This is a genomic window from Inquilinus sp. CAU 1745, from assembly GCF_039839375.1.
Taxonomy (GTDB): domain Bacteria; phylum Pseudomonadota; class Alphaproteobacteria; order DSM-16000; family Inquilinaceae; genus JBDOQU01.
Genome location: NZ_JBDOQU010000005.1, coordinates 227,654 through 240,726 on the forward strand (window position 1 = coordinate 227,654; position 13,073 = coordinate 240,726).

12 protein-coding genes are annotated in these 13,073 nt (G+C 66.8%); 6 read left to right on the top strand and 6 right to left on the bottom strand.

The window, feature by feature from the left end; all coding sequences use genetic code 11:
• Positions 1 to 58: 58 nt before the first annotated feature.
• From AAFN89_RS08740 to AAFN89_RS08750, 3 genes are all read right to left on the bottom strand, one after another.
• A complete protein-coding gene (locus tag AAFN89_RS08740; RefSeq protein WP_347538071.1) occupies positions 59 to 1,663 on the bottom strand; it encodes a peptide chain release factor 3 in 1,605 nt (534 codons plus the stop codon).
• 94 nt (positions 1,664 to 1,757) lie between these two features.
• A complete protein-coding gene (locus AAFN89_RS08745) occupies positions 1,758 to 2,660 on the bottom strand; it encodes an EamA family transporter (protein WP_347538073.1) in 903 nt (300 codons plus the stop codon).
• A 45-nt stretch (positions 2,661 to 2,705) separates the two neighbouring features.
• Complete coding sequence (locus tag AAFN89_RS08750) at positions 2,706 to 3,269, bottom strand: hypothetical protein (RefSeq protein WP_347538075.1); 564 nt, start codon at positions 3,267 to 3,269, stop codon at positions 2,706 to 2,708.
• Between the two features lie 131 nt (positions 3,270 to 3,400).
• On the opposite strand from AAFN89_RS08750, the gene AAFN89_RS08755 reads away from it, so the two are divergent.
• The 3 genes from AAFN89_RS08755 to AAFN89_RS08765 are packed head-to-tail and all read left to right on the top strand — an operon-like array spanning position 3,401 to position 6,576.
• On the top strand, positions 3,401 to 5,017 hold the full coding sequence (locus AAFN89_RS08755; RefSeq protein WP_347538077.1) for an NAD(P)/FAD-dependent oxidoreductase: 1,617 nt from the start codon (positions 3,401 to 3,403) through the stop codon (positions 5,015 to 5,017).
• 6 nt (positions 5,018 to 5,023) lie between these two features.
• On the top strand, positions 5,024 to 5,962 hold the full coding sequence (locus tag AAFN89_RS08760; RefSeq protein ID WP_347538079.1) for an amino acid ABC transporter permease: 939 nt from the start codon (positions 5,024 to 5,026) through the stop codon (positions 5,960 to 5,962).
• A 59-nt stretch (positions 5,963 to 6,021) separates the two neighbouring features.
• Positions 6,022 to 6,576: a transglycosylase SLT domain-containing protein gene (locus AAFN89_RS08765; protein ID WP_347538081.1), complete on the top strand. Its 555-nt coding sequence runs from the start codon at positions 6,022 to 6,024 to the stop codon at positions 6,574 to 6,576.
• A gap of 129 nt (positions 6,577 to 6,705) precedes the next feature.
• On the opposite strand, the gene AAFN89_RS08770 is transcribed toward AAFN89_RS08765, so the two are convergent.
• Entirely contained in the window at positions 6,706 to 7,239 is a 534-nt protein-coding gene (locus AAFN89_RS08770) for a peptidylprolyl isomerase (RefSeq protein WP_347538083.1), read from the bottom strand.
• Positions 7,240 to 7,393: 154 nt separating this feature from the next.
• Here AAFN89_RS08770 and AAFN89_RS08775 point away from each other — a divergent pair, with 154 nt between their 5' ends.
• A complete protein-coding gene (locus tag AAFN89_RS08775) occupies positions 7,394 to 8,437 on the top strand; it encodes a zinc-dependent alcohol dehydrogenase family protein (RefSeq protein WP_347538085.1) in 1,044 nt (347 codons plus the stop codon).
• 159 nt (positions 8,438 to 8,596) lie between these two features.
• Here AAFN89_RS08775 and AAFN89_RS08780 read toward each other — a convergent pair whose 3' ends face one another.
• Entirely contained in the window at positions 8,597 to 10,081 is a 1,485-nt protein-coding gene (locus tag AAFN89_RS08780; RefSeq protein WP_347538088.1) for a PAS domain-containing methyl-accepting chemotaxis protein, read from the bottom strand.
• Between the two features lie 221 nt (positions 10,082 to 10,302).
• Between AAFN89_RS08780 and AAFN89_RS08785 the strand changes: the two genes are divergently transcribed.
• Complete coding sequence (locus tag AAFN89_RS08785; protein WP_347538090.1) at positions 10,303 to 10,764, top strand: c-type cytochrome; 462 nt, start codon at positions 10,303 to 10,305, stop codon at positions 10,762 to 10,764.
• 12 nt (positions 10,765 to 10,776) lie between these two features.
• Here the strand turns inward: AAFN89_RS08785 and AAFN89_RS08790 are convergent, their stop codons facing one another.
• A complete protein-coding gene (locus AAFN89_RS08790; RefSeq protein ID WP_347538093.1) occupies positions 10,777 to 11,982 on the bottom strand; it encodes an MFS transporter in 1,206 nt (401 codons plus the stop codon).
• Positions 11,983 to 12,064: 82 nt separating this feature from the next.
• On the opposite strand from AAFN89_RS08790, the gene AAFN89_RS08795 reads away from it, so the two are divergent.
• Positions 12,065 to 13,069 carry an AraC family transcriptional regulator gene (locus AAFN89_RS08795; RefSeq protein WP_347538095.1) on the top strand — a complete coding sequence of 335 codons (1,005 nt, stop codon included), beginning with the start codon at positions 12,065 to 12,067 and terminating at the stop codon, positions 13,067 to 13,069.
• Positions 13,070 to 13,073 lie beyond the last annotated feature (4 nt).

Sequence of the window (13,073 nt, forward strand, 5' to 3'; positions counted from 1 at the left end):
AGGTGTTGGGCACACATGGTTCGACAGGCTCACCATGAGGAGGAGGGCGAGGTTTCCCTCACGCCCTTTCCCGGGTCGCCGTGAATCTCAAATCCGGCCATGTCTGCTGGATGTGGTTCAATTCCCAGTTGTTCCGCGCCATGAAGACCGGCGCGCCGTCGCGGTCCTCCGCGATGCTGCCCCGGTTGGCCTCGATCAGCCGGTCGATCTCGCCCTTGTCGCCGTCGATCCATCGCGCCGTGTCGTAGGGCGCGGCCTCGAAGCCGGCCTTCACGTTGTATTCGACCTCGATCCGCGTCGCCAGCACATCGAGCTGTAGCTGGCCGACAACCCCGACGATCCAGCTTGCGCCCAGGACGGGGCGGAAGACCTGGGTCACGCCTTCCTCGGCCAGATCCTCAAGAGCGCCCCGCAACTGCTTGCTTTTCATGGGGTCGTCCAGCCGCACCCGGCGCAGGATTTCCGGCGCGAAGTTCGGGATGCCGGTGAAGCGGATGTCCTCGCCCTCCGTCAGCGTGTCGCCGACCCGCAGCGTGCCATGGTTGGGCACGCCGATGATGTCGCCCGGAAAGGCCTCCTCCGCCAGTTCCCGGCTCTGCGCGAAGAACAGGATCGGGTTGTAGACCGCCAGGCTCTTGCCTGTGCGGGACTGGCGCAGCTTCATGCCGCGCCGGAACTTGCCGGAACAGATGCGCATGAACGCCACCCGGTCGCGGTGGTTCTTGTCCATGTTCGCCTGGACCTTGAAGACGAAGCCGGTGACCTTGTCCTCCTCCGGCGCGACGGTCCGGCCGTCCGCCGGCTGCGGCCTCGGCGACGGGGCGAAGCGGGCGAGGCCGTCCAGAACCTCCTTCACCCCGAAATCCCGCAACGCGCTGCCGAAATAGACCGGCGTCATATGGCCTTCCAGATAGCTCTCCTGGTCGAAGGGCGGGCAGGCGGCCTCGATCAGCTCGACATCCTCGGCCAGCTTGGCGCGCTGCTCGTCGCTCATCACCTTCGCCAGCCGCTCGTCGTCGACCCCCTTGCAGGCGATCGCCGTTTTCTTCGACCCCGCAGCGCCGCCGCCTTCCAGAAGCAGCATCTGGTTGTCCAACAGGTCGTAGCATCCCCGAAAGTCCGAGCCAGACCCGACAGGCCAGCTCACCGGGGCCACGTCCAGCGCCAGCGTGTCCGCGATCTCGTCCATCAGTTCAAACGGGTCGCGCGCCTCCCGGTCCATCTTGTTGATGAAGGTGATGATGGGCACGTCGCGCATCCGGCACACCTCGAACAGCTTCCGGGTCTGCGCCTCGATGCCCTTGGCCGCGTCGATCACCATGATCGCGCTGTCGACGGCGGTCAGCGTTCGGTAGGTGTCTTCGGAGAAATCCTCGTGGCCCGGCGTGTCCAGCAGGTTGAAGGTGATGTCCTCATAGTCGAAGGTCATCACCGAGGTGGTGACGGAGATGCCGCGATCCTGCTCGATCTTCATCCAGTCGGACCGGGCGCGGCGGCGCTCGCCGCGCGCCTTGACCTGGCCGGCGAGATGGATCGCCCCGCCCAGCAGCAGCAGCTTCTCCGTCAGCGTGGTCTTGCCGGCGTCGGGATGGGCGATGATCGCGAAGGTGCGGCGCGGCTGGATTGCGGGGACGGCCGCGCTGGCGGCGGTGGTGACGGACATGGGGGGAGGCTCCGGCTGATCGGCTTCTATCGAAATGCGGCTTTGAAAAAATTATTCTACATCAGTCTTCTGAATGTCTTTCCTGAAGCAGCGATCAAGCTTCCGCGGGCCGTCTTCGATCGCCCTTCAGCGCAAGCACGGAGTTGGCGACGATGGCCGACATCACGATCGACCCGCCGATCAGCGCGGCGTCGCCCGGTCTCTCGCCGATCGCCAGCCACACCCAGAGCGGGCCCAGCACCGTCTCGACCAGCGAGAAGAGCGCGACCTCCGCCGCCGGTACATAGCGCGTTCCCGACAGGAAAAGGAAGAGCGCCAGCGGCATCTGCACAAGGCCGGAGAAGGCGAGCCACCTCATGTCGTGCGCCGTCAGCCCCAGCGGCCCGGCGAAGGGCAGCACCATCGCCGCGCCGATGAAGCCCGACAGCGCCAGCGCCGGCAGCATGATCGGCGTCTTCGTCCGGCGCAGGATCACCAGATTGACCGCATGCAGGAAGGCGCATCCCACCGCCGTCAGGTCTCCCGACAGGGTGCCGCCGCCGATCGACCCGCCGAAGATGATCGCGATGCCCGCCAGCGCCAGCGCGATGGCGAACCAGGTCCGGCCGCGCACCGCCTCCCGCAGCACCAGCCAGCCCAGCACCGCGCCGAACAGCGGCATGGTCGCCAGGATCACCAGCACGTTGGCGACATGGGTCTGCGCGATGGCGGCGACGAAGCAGAGGTTGGCGCCGGCCAGCGCCAGTGCGGAAAGCCAGCCCATCCGCCCCATGCCGCGCCAGAGCGCGATCGGGTTCCGCCGCTCGGAAACCGCCAGGGCGAGGCTCAGGCTGATCCCCATGAACAGCGACCGCCAGAAGAGGATGTCCCACGTCCCGGCGTCCCCGATCGTCCGCAGGATCAGCCCGTCCGGGCTGATGACGACCATCCCGGTAAAGGACAGGAGAAGGCCTCTCGCATAGAGGGAGCCGGTGGATGTGGATCGGGCAGGCGACATGGCGGCGGACAATCGGCGCGGCGCGCCCGGCCGTCAAGGGCGGCCTCACATCGCGCTGTTGGGAAACCGCTCGACCGTCAGCGCGCCGGTTCCGGGAACGATGCCATATTCGATTTCCTCCGGGATCCAGCTCCTGTCGTCATACAGCAGGCGGGAGAAGCAGAAGGTGCCGGAATTCGCGGCGCAATAGCGTTCCAGGGCACGGTATCGCTTGTGCGCGCCGCGACCGCGATTCACGTCCGGCCGCTGCGGAAACAGGTTGACGTCCATGCCCCCGCCTTGCCGGTGGCTCATGATATGACCCTTGTCCGTTCGGCCGTCATAGAGGTCGGAAATCGACCCGCCGAGGAAGCCGCGCATCCGGGAAGAATCCCGTTTGGCGCTGTTTTTCTCCGACATCCCGAAGGCGGCGATGACGCGGTCATGGGCGATGTCGAACAGATATTCGAAACCGTGATCGACGAACTGGTAGATCGATGTCCTGCCGCTGGTCGTCTTCACATAATTGCCGATCCATGCTTCCGGAAGCGCGGTGGCGAGGTAGCTGACGAGATCGCCTCCCGACGCCTTCCGCACGATCGAGTTGTAGTCGATGTCGTGGCGGCTCATGGCGTCCCTCCCTCTCTCTTCCTTCCATCATACGCCCGCTGCCCCGAGCAGCCAAAATGCCGGCGTTTGCCCGGTAGAGGGCCGAACGGCTATAAAGCCGTCGCCCTGATCCACCCTCGGAAAGATGCCCCATGACCAATGTCCGGCAGTTCGATGCCATCATCATCGGCGCCGGCCATAACGGCCTGACCTGCGCCGGCTATCTGGCGCGCGCGGGACTGTCGGTGAAGGTGGTGGAGCGAAGGGGCGTGGTCGGCGGCGCGGCGGTGACGGAGGAATTCCATCCCGGCTTCCGCAATTCCGTCGCCTCCTACACGGTCAGCCTGCTGAACCCGAAGGTGATCGCCGATCTGGAACTCCACCGTCACGGGCTGAAGGTGGTCGAACGGCGGATGGCCAATTTCATGCCGCTGCCCGACGGCCGCTATCTGAAGGCGGGCGAAGGCGGGCTGACGGAATCGGAGGTCGCGAAATTCTCCGCCCGCGACGCCGAGGCGCTGCCCCGCTACAACCGGGCGCTGGACGACATCGCGGATGTGCTGCGCGGTCTGGTGCTGGAAACGCCGCCCAATGTCGTCGGCGGGCTGCCGGAGATGATCAAGGGGCTGAAGCTGGGCAATCGGCTGCGGAAGCTGGACCTCGTTCAGCAGCGCGACCTTCTGGATCTCTTCACCAAGAGCGCCGGCGACTATCTCGATAGCTGGTTCGAAAGCGATCCGATCAAGGCGCTTCTGGGATTCGACAGCGTGGTCGGCAATTTCGCCAGCCCCTATACCCCCGGCTCCGCCTATGTGCAGCTTCACCATGTGTTCGGGGAGGTGAACGGCAAGAAGGGCGTCTGGGGCCACGCGGTCGGCGGCATGGGCTCGATCACGGGAGCGATGCGCCGCTCCGCCGAAGCCCATGGCGCGTCCATCGACACCGACGCCCCGGTCCGGGAGGTGATGGTGGAGAAGGGCAGGGCGGTCGGGATCGTGCTGGAGGACGGGACCGCCATCCGCGCCGGGGCGGTGATCTCCAACCTCAACCCGGCGCTGCTCTACGGGCGTATGATCGATCCGGACCATCTGGATGCCGATTTCCGCCGCCGGATCGCCGGCTGGAAATCGAAGTCCGGCACCTTCCGCATGAACGTCGCCCTGTCGGAACTGCCGGATTTCTCCTGCCTTCCCGGCCGGGAAGCGGCCGACCATCACACGTCGGGGATCATCATTGCCCCGTCTCTCGCCTACATGGACCGCGCCTACCGGGATGCGCAGGATCGCGGCTGGTCGCGCCAGCCGGTGGTGGAGATGCTCATCCCCTCGACGCTGGACGACAGCCTGGCGCCGCCCGGCGCGCATGTCGCCAGCCTGTTCTGCCAGCAGTTCGACTACGATCTGCCGGGCGGCCGAAGCTGGGACGATTGCCGGGAGGAGGCGGCCGACCTCATCATCGACACGGTCGATTCCTACGCGCCCAACTTCAAGGCCAGCGTCCTCGGCCGGCAAATCAACAGCCCGCTGGATCTGGAGCGGACCTTCGGCCTGATCGGCGGCGACATCTTCCATGGCGCGCTGTCACTCGACCAGCTTTTCAGCGCCCGGCCGGTGCTGGGCCACGGCGACTATCGCGGGCCGCTGCCCGGCCTCTATATGTGCGGGTCCGGGACCCATCCGGGCGGCGGCGTCACCGGCGCGCCCGGCCACAACGCGGCGCGGGAAATCCTGGCCGATTTCAAACGCCGGAAATTGAAGCGGGCGGGCTAGCGGCCGATGATCGCGAGCCTCATGCTGCTGCTGGAGCGGCCATCCGTCCGCTGGCTGCTGCTTTTCGCCGTCACGGCGACGGCCCTGTCCTTCTTCGATTTCGGCGCGCCGCTGCCCGATATCGCGATCCCGATCGCGGCGGGGGCGGTTGTCGTCGCCAATTTCCGGCTTCTCGGCTTCCTCAAATTCCGGGCGCAGGTGGCGATCGTCTGGGCCGAACTGCTGGGCCTCTTCCTGCTGTTCTTCTACAGCTTCGATCTTTCCTACGATTACATACTGGAGCGCGGGCCGATCCTGCTGGGGCTGGAACTCGGCAACGGCTTCATCCAGGGCGCGGTCCTGACGCTCTATGTCTGTTTCATCTCCATCGCAATCTCCACCGTGATCGCGCTCGCCGCAGCGCTGGCGCGCCTGTCGAAAAGCGGCCCCGCCTTCGGCATCGCCAGCTTTTACATCTCCTTCTTCCGGGGCACGCCCCTCTTGCTCCAGGTGATGCTGATCTATCTGGGGCTGCCCCAGATCGGAATCGTCCTGGAGGCCATTCCCGCCGGGGTGATCGCGCTCAGCCTCTGCTACGGCGCCTATATGGCGGAGATATTCCGCGCCGGCATCCTGGCGGTCGGGGAAGGGCAGACCGAAGCGGCGCTGGCGCTCGGCCTCAGGCCCGGTCAGGTCATGCGGCTGGTCGTCCTGCCGCAGGCGATGCGCCTGATCGTCCCGCCCACTGGCAACCAGTTCATCTCCATGCTGAAGGATTCCTCGCTGGTCTCCATCATGGGCGTCTGGGAGTTGATGTACCTGGCGCGGACCCATGGCCGGGCGGAGTTCAAATATATGGAGATGCTGATCGCCGCGGCCCTGATCTACTGGGCCATGTCGATGGTCTTCGAATTGATCCAGGCGCGGATCGAAAAGCGGTTTGGCAAGGGGATCGCGGCCGGGTAAGAAAGCGTTATGGAATGACCCTGTCTAATGCCAGGGTGCTGAAAGGCGACCCTCGGGGCATGACCAACCTCAGAAATATCGCATTCGCGGCCCTGGCCGCGCTCCTTCCCCTGATCTCCGCGCCGGCGCAGGCCGACGCCGACCCGGCGGCCTGCCGCATGGCAATTCGCGCGGCCGAGGCGCGCTATGATCTGCCGCGCGACCTGCTGCTGGCGATGGGAATGGTCGAAAGCCGGCTCTATCCCTGGGCCCTGAACCTGGCCGGCGATTCCCGGATGCCCGGCAACATCGCGGAGGCGGAGCTTCTGCTGGTCGATGCGGGGGGCGAGCCGCGGACCGACATCATGGTCGGCTGCATGCAGATCCATACAGGCTGGCACCTCGCCGCCTTCGACAACCAGCCCCAGCGCCTCCTGGACCCGGCCACCAACGCCGACTATGCCGGCCATCTGCTGCGCACCCTCTATGACGAGGAGCAGAGCTGGACCCGCGCCGTCGGCCGCTACAACGCCGGCAGCGCCGGCGGCGGCGCCTACCACCGCTATATCTGCCTGGTTGAAGAGAAGCTCCGCGAGATCGACTCCGACGTCACGCTGGCCTGCAACCAGAGCTGATACCAACCACCCCTCACCCTCCCGTCCGCTTCGCGGCCGGGTCCCTCCCTCTCCCACAAGGGGCGAGGGTAAGTTGTTAGCCCTCTCCCTCGTGGGAGAGGGTTGGGTGAGGGGGCGTTGGTTCTTCCCTTACTCCGCGTCCGCCGCAACCTGCATGCGGACGATCCGGTCCGGCGTGCGGGGCGGTTCGCCGCGCTGGAGGCGGTCGACGAACTCCATGCCCTCGATCACCTGACCCCAGACGGTGTACTGGCCGTTCAGGAACGAGCCTTCGTCGAACATGATGAAGAACTGGCTGTTGGCGCTGTCCGGATCGGCGGTCCGGGCCATGCCGACGGTGCCGCGGACGAACGGTTCGCTGGAGAATTCGGCCGGCAGGTCGGGCAGGTCCGATCCGCCGGTGCCGGTGCCGGTCGGGTCGCCGGTCTGGGCCATGAAGCCGTCGATCACGCGGTGGAACACCACCCCGTCATAGAAGCCGGCGCGGGTCAGCTCCTTGATCCGCTCGACATGAAGCGGCGCCAGGTCGGGCCGGAGCTGGATGACGACGCGGCCATAGACCGTGTCCAGATAGATCTGGTTCTCCAGATCCTGCGCGGTGGCGGCGGTGGAAAGCGACATGGCGAGAACGAGACTCCCGATCAAAGTAAGCAGACGGCGCATGATGGCGAAAATCCCCTTGCGTGTTGGCTGAGGAAGCGGCGAACCAAGCACAGCCGCCCGCCTGCGTCCAGCCGCTTTGGCGCGATGCTTGCGCCCGATCGCTGCGTTCGCGCTATAAGGCGGGAGAGGCGATGAGAACGGAGCGGGACGGGACATGAAAGCGGCGATCTACGACCGGTTCGGCGAAACCCTGGAGGTCCGGGAGACCGCCGATCCGGCCTGCCCGGAGAACGGCGTCGTCGTGCGCGTGATGGCCTGTGGCGTCTGCCGGTCGGACTGGCACGCCTGGAAGGGCGCCGATCCCGACGTATCCGCCCCCCATGTGCCTGGCCATGAGTTCGCCGGATTGGTGGAGAGCGTGGGCGCTGCATGCCGGCGTTTCAGGCCCGGCGACAGGGTCACCGCGCCCTTCATCCTCGGCTGCGGCCATTGCCCGGATTGCCTTGGCGGCGACGCCACCATCTGCGCCGACCAGCATGTGCTGGGGTTCTCCGGCTGGGGCGCGTTCGCCGAACGGCTCGCCGTCCCCTCGGCCGATTTCAATCTGGTCCGCCTGCCCGAAACGATCGGCTTCGTGGAAGCGGCCGGCATGGGATGCAGGGTCACGACCGCCTTTCGCGGCCTGATAGACCGCGCGCGCCTCCAGCCCGGCGAATGGCTGGCGATCCATGGCTGCGGCGGCGTCGGGTTGTCGGCCGTCATGATCGGCGCGGCCGTGGGCGCGCGGATCCTGGCGATCGACGTCAATGACAAACCGCTGGCGATGGCCCGGTCGCTGGGCGCGACGGAGACGCTGAAGGTGGAGCCGGGGCAGGATGTAGGGCAGGCGGTGCGGGATTTGACGGGCGGCGGCGCCCATGTCTCGATCGATGCGCTGGGCGTCACGGAGACGTTTCACAACTCCATCCGGGGGCTGCGCAAGACCGGCCGCCACGTCCAGATCGGGATGCCGCTGGGCCGCCACGCCGAACCGTCGATCCCGCTGCTGAAACTGGTCTATTCCCGGCAGATCGCGATCATGGGGACGCGCGGCATCCCCGCCGGCCGGTTCCCGGCGCTGCTGGGCATGATCGAGGCCGGGCGGCTGGACCCGGCGCGGCTGGTCACGCGGACGATCGCGCTGGAAGAGGCGGGCGATGCGCTCGCCGCCATGGACCGCTATGCGGGCGCGGGCATCACCGTCATAGAGAGGTTCTGATCGTTGTTAGCCCTCTCCCCTCGTGGGAGAGGGCTGGGTGAGAGGGAGTTGGTTCCGGCCCCACCCCAAATTGGTCATTCTGGCAAAGGCCAGAATCCATGGGCCGACAACGTCGCACGGGCGATGAAGAACCGGGCGCAGTCACGTCCGCCAGTTGGCTCAGCCCGTCAGCGCCCCGGACGCCTCCTTCACCTTCAGCAGCGAGGAATCGGCCGCGCGGGTCGCCTCGGCGATCTCCTTCATGCCGTGGCTGATGACGTTCACACCTTCCGCGGCGGTCTGCATGTTGGCCGACATCTCCCGCGTGACGGTGTTCTGTTCCTCCGCGGCGTTGGCGATGATCGTGGAGATCTCGTTGATCTTCCTGATCGTCTCGCTGATCGCGCCGATGGCCGTCGCCGCGCCGTCGGTCGCGCTCTGGACCTGGCCGATCTGGCCGGATATCTCCTCCGTCGCCTTGGCGGTCTGGGTGGCGAGGCTCTTGACCTCGCTGGCCACGACCGCGAAGCCTTTTCCGGCTTCCCCTGCCCGCGCCGCCTCGATCGTGGCGTTCAGCGCCAGCAGGTTGGTCTGGTTGGCGATGTCGCTGATCAGCTTGACCACGTCGCCGATCCGGTTGGTCGCCTCCACCAGCCCGCCGACGATTTCGCTGGTCCGGCCGGCTTCCTCCACGCCCTGGCTGGAGATGCGGGAAGCGTCGACCGTCTGGCGGCTGATCTCCGCGACGGAGGCGGCCAGTTCCTCTGCTCCCGACGCGACCGCCTGGACCTTTGAGGATGTCTGCACCGAAGCGGAGGCCGCGCCGGCCGCCTGTTCGTTGGCCCGGGAGACGGCCTGGGTGATCTCCTCCAGACTGACGCCGACGCTTCGCCCCGCCTTCTCCCGGTTCATCCGCTCGCGGACCTGGGCGGTCACGTCGGTCGCGAATTTCACCACCTTGAACGGAACGCCGGAGGGGTCGAGGATCGGGTTGTAGGACGCCTGGATCCAGATCTCCCTGCCGTTCTTGCCGACCCGCCTGTATTCCGCCGCCTGGTATTCCCCGCGTCCCAGCGCCTCCCAGAATGCAGCGTATTCCGCGCTCGTCCGGTCGGCTTCCTCCACGAACATGCTGTGATGGCGGTTCTGGATTTCGTCCAGCCTGTAGCCGACGGCGTTCAGGAAGTTCTCGTTGGCGGTGATGATCGTGCCGTCCAGGTTGAAATGGATCACCGCCTGGGACTTGCTTATGGCCTCGATCTGGCCCTCATGGTCGGCCGCCGTCAGCTTGCCGGCGGTCACGTCGCTGGCGAACTTGATGACCTTGCAGGGCCGGCCCCTGCGGTCGAGGATGGGGTTGTATGACGCCCGGATCCAGATCGGCTTGCCGTTCTTCCCGATGCGCTTGTATTCCGCGCTCTGATACTCGCCGCGTCCCAGCGCCGACCAGAATTCCTTGTATTCGGCGCTTTCCTTGACCCCCGGCTCCACGAACATGCTGTGATGCCGGCCCTTTATCTCGGCCAGCTTGTATCCCACAGCGTCCAGGAACTGCTGGTTGGCGGTGAGGATCCGGCCGTCCAGCGTGAACTCGATGATCGCCTGCGACCGATCCAGCGCCGCCAGCTTCGCCTTCAATTCCTGCGATGAAGAATTGCCGAGCATCTCCCGTCCCCCGACGTGGCTAACAAAACATCCTTTGGTTGTATTAGAACATACATTTCAGAGTCGTTAACGTTGCCATCCGCGCAATAATCCGGAGGCGTAATTGCGCTTCGGGGAAATGAACCGACAATATCTCCCGTCACGGTGGATCAACGCTGCCGCTTTCGAGGGAGAGAAGGATGCGACTGGGAAAGCTTGCCGGGACGGGGTTCGTTGCGCTCATGCCTATGTTGATCGCGGTTCCGGTCTCGGCGCAGGAGAATGCGCTGGAGCGCGGGCGCTATCTCGTGACAATCATGGATTGCGGCGGCTGCCACACCAGAGGGGTGATGACGGGGAAACCCGATCCGGACCTCTATCTGGCCGGCTCCGAGGTGGGATTCCACCTGCCGGGGCTGGGCTACTTCTACCCGCCGAACCTGACTCCCGACCCTGAAACCGGTCTCGGCGACTGGAGCGCGGACGACATCGTGCTGGCCCTGCGGACGGGGGAGCGGCCGGACGGCCGCATCCTGGCGCCGATCATGCCGTCGCACGCCTATGCCGCGCTGACCGACGACGACGCCTATGCGATCGCCGGCTTCCTGAAGAGCATGACGCCCGCGCCCTTCGAGGGGGAGCCCCAGCCGGCGGGCGACGGCGAAGCGCCGCCGTCGCCCTACCTTGAGGTGCTCATGCCGTGAGGATGGCCCGTCTCAGGCCGCCTTGGCGGCGAGAGCCTTCGTCTGCACCCGGCCGAGGATCGCCAGCGTCGCGGCGATGAGCACGATGCCGCTGGCCAGGAAAACGGTCCCGACGCCGCTTGCGTCGAAGATCAGGCCGCCCACGGCCGCGCCGGTGGCGATGGCGAGGTTGATCGCCGCCACCAGAAGGCCGCCCGCGCTTTCGGCTTCATCGGGCACGGCGCGCGTGATCCAGGTGGACCAGCCGACCGGCACCGCGCCGAAGGCCAGGCCCCAGGCCACCACCATGGCCGCGTCCAGGAAGAGGGTTCCGCCGATGGCGGAGAGCGCCAGCGCCAGCGTGCCCATGATGAGCGGCATGATCGCGAGCGTCAGCCTCAACGACCGTTCCAGCAGGAACCCGCCCAGATAGTTGCCCAGCAGGTTCGCTATTCCGAAGCCCAGAAGGATGGTGGAGACGCCCGTCACCCCGACGCCGGTCACAGTCTCCAGGAACGGCCTTATGTAGGTGAAGAAGGCGAAATGGCCGGTGAAGACCATGAGGATCGCCAGCATCGCGTATCCCACGGCCCGGCGGGACAGCACCTCGACCAGGGAGCCGAGCCGCGCCCGGCCCCTCGGCGGCAGCGAGGGCAGGGTGGCGAACTGGACGATCAGCGTCAGCACGCCCAGCCCGGCCGCCGCCAGGAAGACTGTGCGCCATCCGGCCAGGTCGCCCAGATAGCTGCCCACCGGGGCGGCGAAGATCGTGGCGGCCGAAACGCCGGACAGCATGATCGACAGCGCGCGCGGCACGTTGCGTTCGGGCACCAGGCGCATCACCGTCGCCGCCGAAAGGGTCCAGAACCCGCCCAGCGCGACGCCCAGCAGGATGCGCCCGGCCAGCAGAAGCGGCAGGTTCGGGGCCGCCGCCACCAGCAGGTTCGACAGGATGAGCAGGACCGAAAAGCCCAGCAGCACGTAGCGGCGGTCGATGCGCCTTGTGATGGTGGCGATCAGCAGGCTGGTGACAAGCGCGACCGCCGCGGTGGCGGTCACCGCCTGTCCGGCCATCCCCTCCGTCACGCCCAGCTCCGCCGCCATGGGCGTCAGCAGGCTGGCCGGCAGGAATTCCGCGCCGACCAGCCCGAACACGCCGAGGCCCATGGCGACCACGGCTCCCCAGGCGGGCGCGGCCTCTGAAACGCGGCCTCCCTCCGTTTCAAGAGCGTCTTGCATTCTCGGGGGTATCCTTTGGTGTCGAATAGGGATGCTTGCAGATGGGTGGCGATTCCGGACGATCCATGCCATCTTCTCCGGAATGATTGATCGAAACTCCGAAACGCACATCAACGGAGCCAACGCTGGCGATCCTGTCAGCACGCTGCTGATGGGCATGCGCCTTCGCGGCGCAAGCTACGGCAAGCTCCGCATGGCCCCGCCCTTCGGCATCCGCTTCCCGGCGGCCGCGGAAGCGCGCTTCCATTTCGTCGCAGCCGGAGCGGTCCATCTTCAGGAGCCGGGGGGCGAGGGGAGGGAACTGTGTTGCGGCGACGCCGTCCTGCTGCCGCGCGGCGACGATCATTCGCTGGTTTCGGCTCCCGGCGTCCCGGTGCGTCCCGTTGGCAGCCTGGAGGCGGTGCCGCTCTGCACGAATGTCTGCGCCGTCAGCGATTATCCCGAACAGACGTCCCGCACCGGCGACGCGCTGATCTTCACCGGCCGGATGCAGTTCGAGCTGGACACCCTTCACCCGCTGGTCGGCCTTATGCCACGGGTGATGTCCGTCGGCGCGCTCTTGGGCCGGGAGCCGGAGATCATGACGCTGCTGGCGGCGATGGAACGGGAGATGGCGGCGGAGCGCGCGGGCTCGGCCGGCATACTGGCGCGGCTGGCGGATGTCGTCGCCGCGACCATCGTCAGGGGCTGGGTGGAATGCGGCTGCGGAAACGCGGCGGGCTGGGTGGAGGCGCTGCGCGACCCTCAGCTCGGCCGTGTCCTGGCGGCGCTGCACCGCGATCCGGGCCGCGACTGGACGGTGTCGGAAATGGCGGCGGAGATGGGGCGTTCGCGATCCGTCTTCGCCGAACGGTTTGTGACGGCGACCGGCATGACGCCCCTGCGCTACGTGGCCGTCTTGCGCATGCGCCTCGCCGCCCAATGGATCGGCCGCGACCGGATGGCGATCGACACGGTCGCCAGACGCCTCGGCTACGGCTCCCAGGCCGCCTTCGCCCGCGCCTACAAGCGGGTGACCGGCCAATCGCCCGGTCGGGCGCGGCGGGCCGGCCGGCCATCCGAAGCACCGGCGGCCGTCAGCCTCTAGATTC

Coding starts and splice junctions, on each gene's coding strand:
- AAFN89_RS08750 (WP_347538075.1), bottom strand. CDS start 3,269: ATGAGCCGCCACGACATCGACTACAACTCGATCGTGCGGAAGGCGTCG.
- AAFN89_RS08770 (WP_347538083.1), bottom strand. CDS start 7,239: ATGCGCCGTCTGCTTACTTTGATCGGGAGTCTCGTTCTCGCCATGTCG.
- AAFN89_RS08765 (WP_347538081.1), top strand. CDS start 6,022: ATGACCAACCTCAGAAATATCGCATTCGCGGCCCTGGCCGCGCTCCTT.
- AAFN89_RS08760 (WP_347538079.1), top strand. CDS start 5,024: ATGATCGCGAGCCTCATGCTGCTGCTGGAGCGGCCATCCGTCCGCTGG.
- AAFN89_RS08785 (WP_347538090.1), top strand. CDS start 10,303: ATGCCTATGTTGATCGCGGTTCCGGTCTCGGCGCAGGAGAATGCGCTG.
- AAFN89_RS08780 (WP_347538088.1), bottom strand. CDS start 10,081: ATGCTCGGCAATTCTTCATCGCAGGAATTGAAGGCGAAGCTGGCGGCG.
- AAFN89_RS08740 (WP_347538071.1), bottom strand. CDS start 1,663: ATGTCCGTCACCACCGCCGCCAGCGCGGCCGTCCCCGCAATCCAGCCG.
- AAFN89_RS08755 (WP_347538077.1), top strand. CDS start 3,401: ATGACCAATGTCCGGCAGTTCGATGCCATCATCATCGGCGCCGGCCAT.
- AAFN89_RS08745 (WP_347538073.1), bottom strand. CDS start 2,660: ATGTCGCCTGCCCGATCCACATCCACCGGCTCCCTCTATGCGAGAGGC.
- AAFN89_RS08795 (WP_347538095.1), top strand. CDS start 12,065: ATGATTGATCGAAACTCCGAAACGCACATCAACGGAGCCAACGCTGGC.
- AAFN89_RS08790 (WP_347538093.1), bottom strand. CDS start 11,982: ATGCAAGACGCTCTTGAAACGGAGGGAGGCCGCGTTTCAGAGGCCGCG.
- AAFN89_RS08775 (WP_347538085.1), top strand. CDS start 7,394: ATGAAAGCGGCGATCTACGACCGGTTCGGCGAAACCCTGGAGGTCCGG.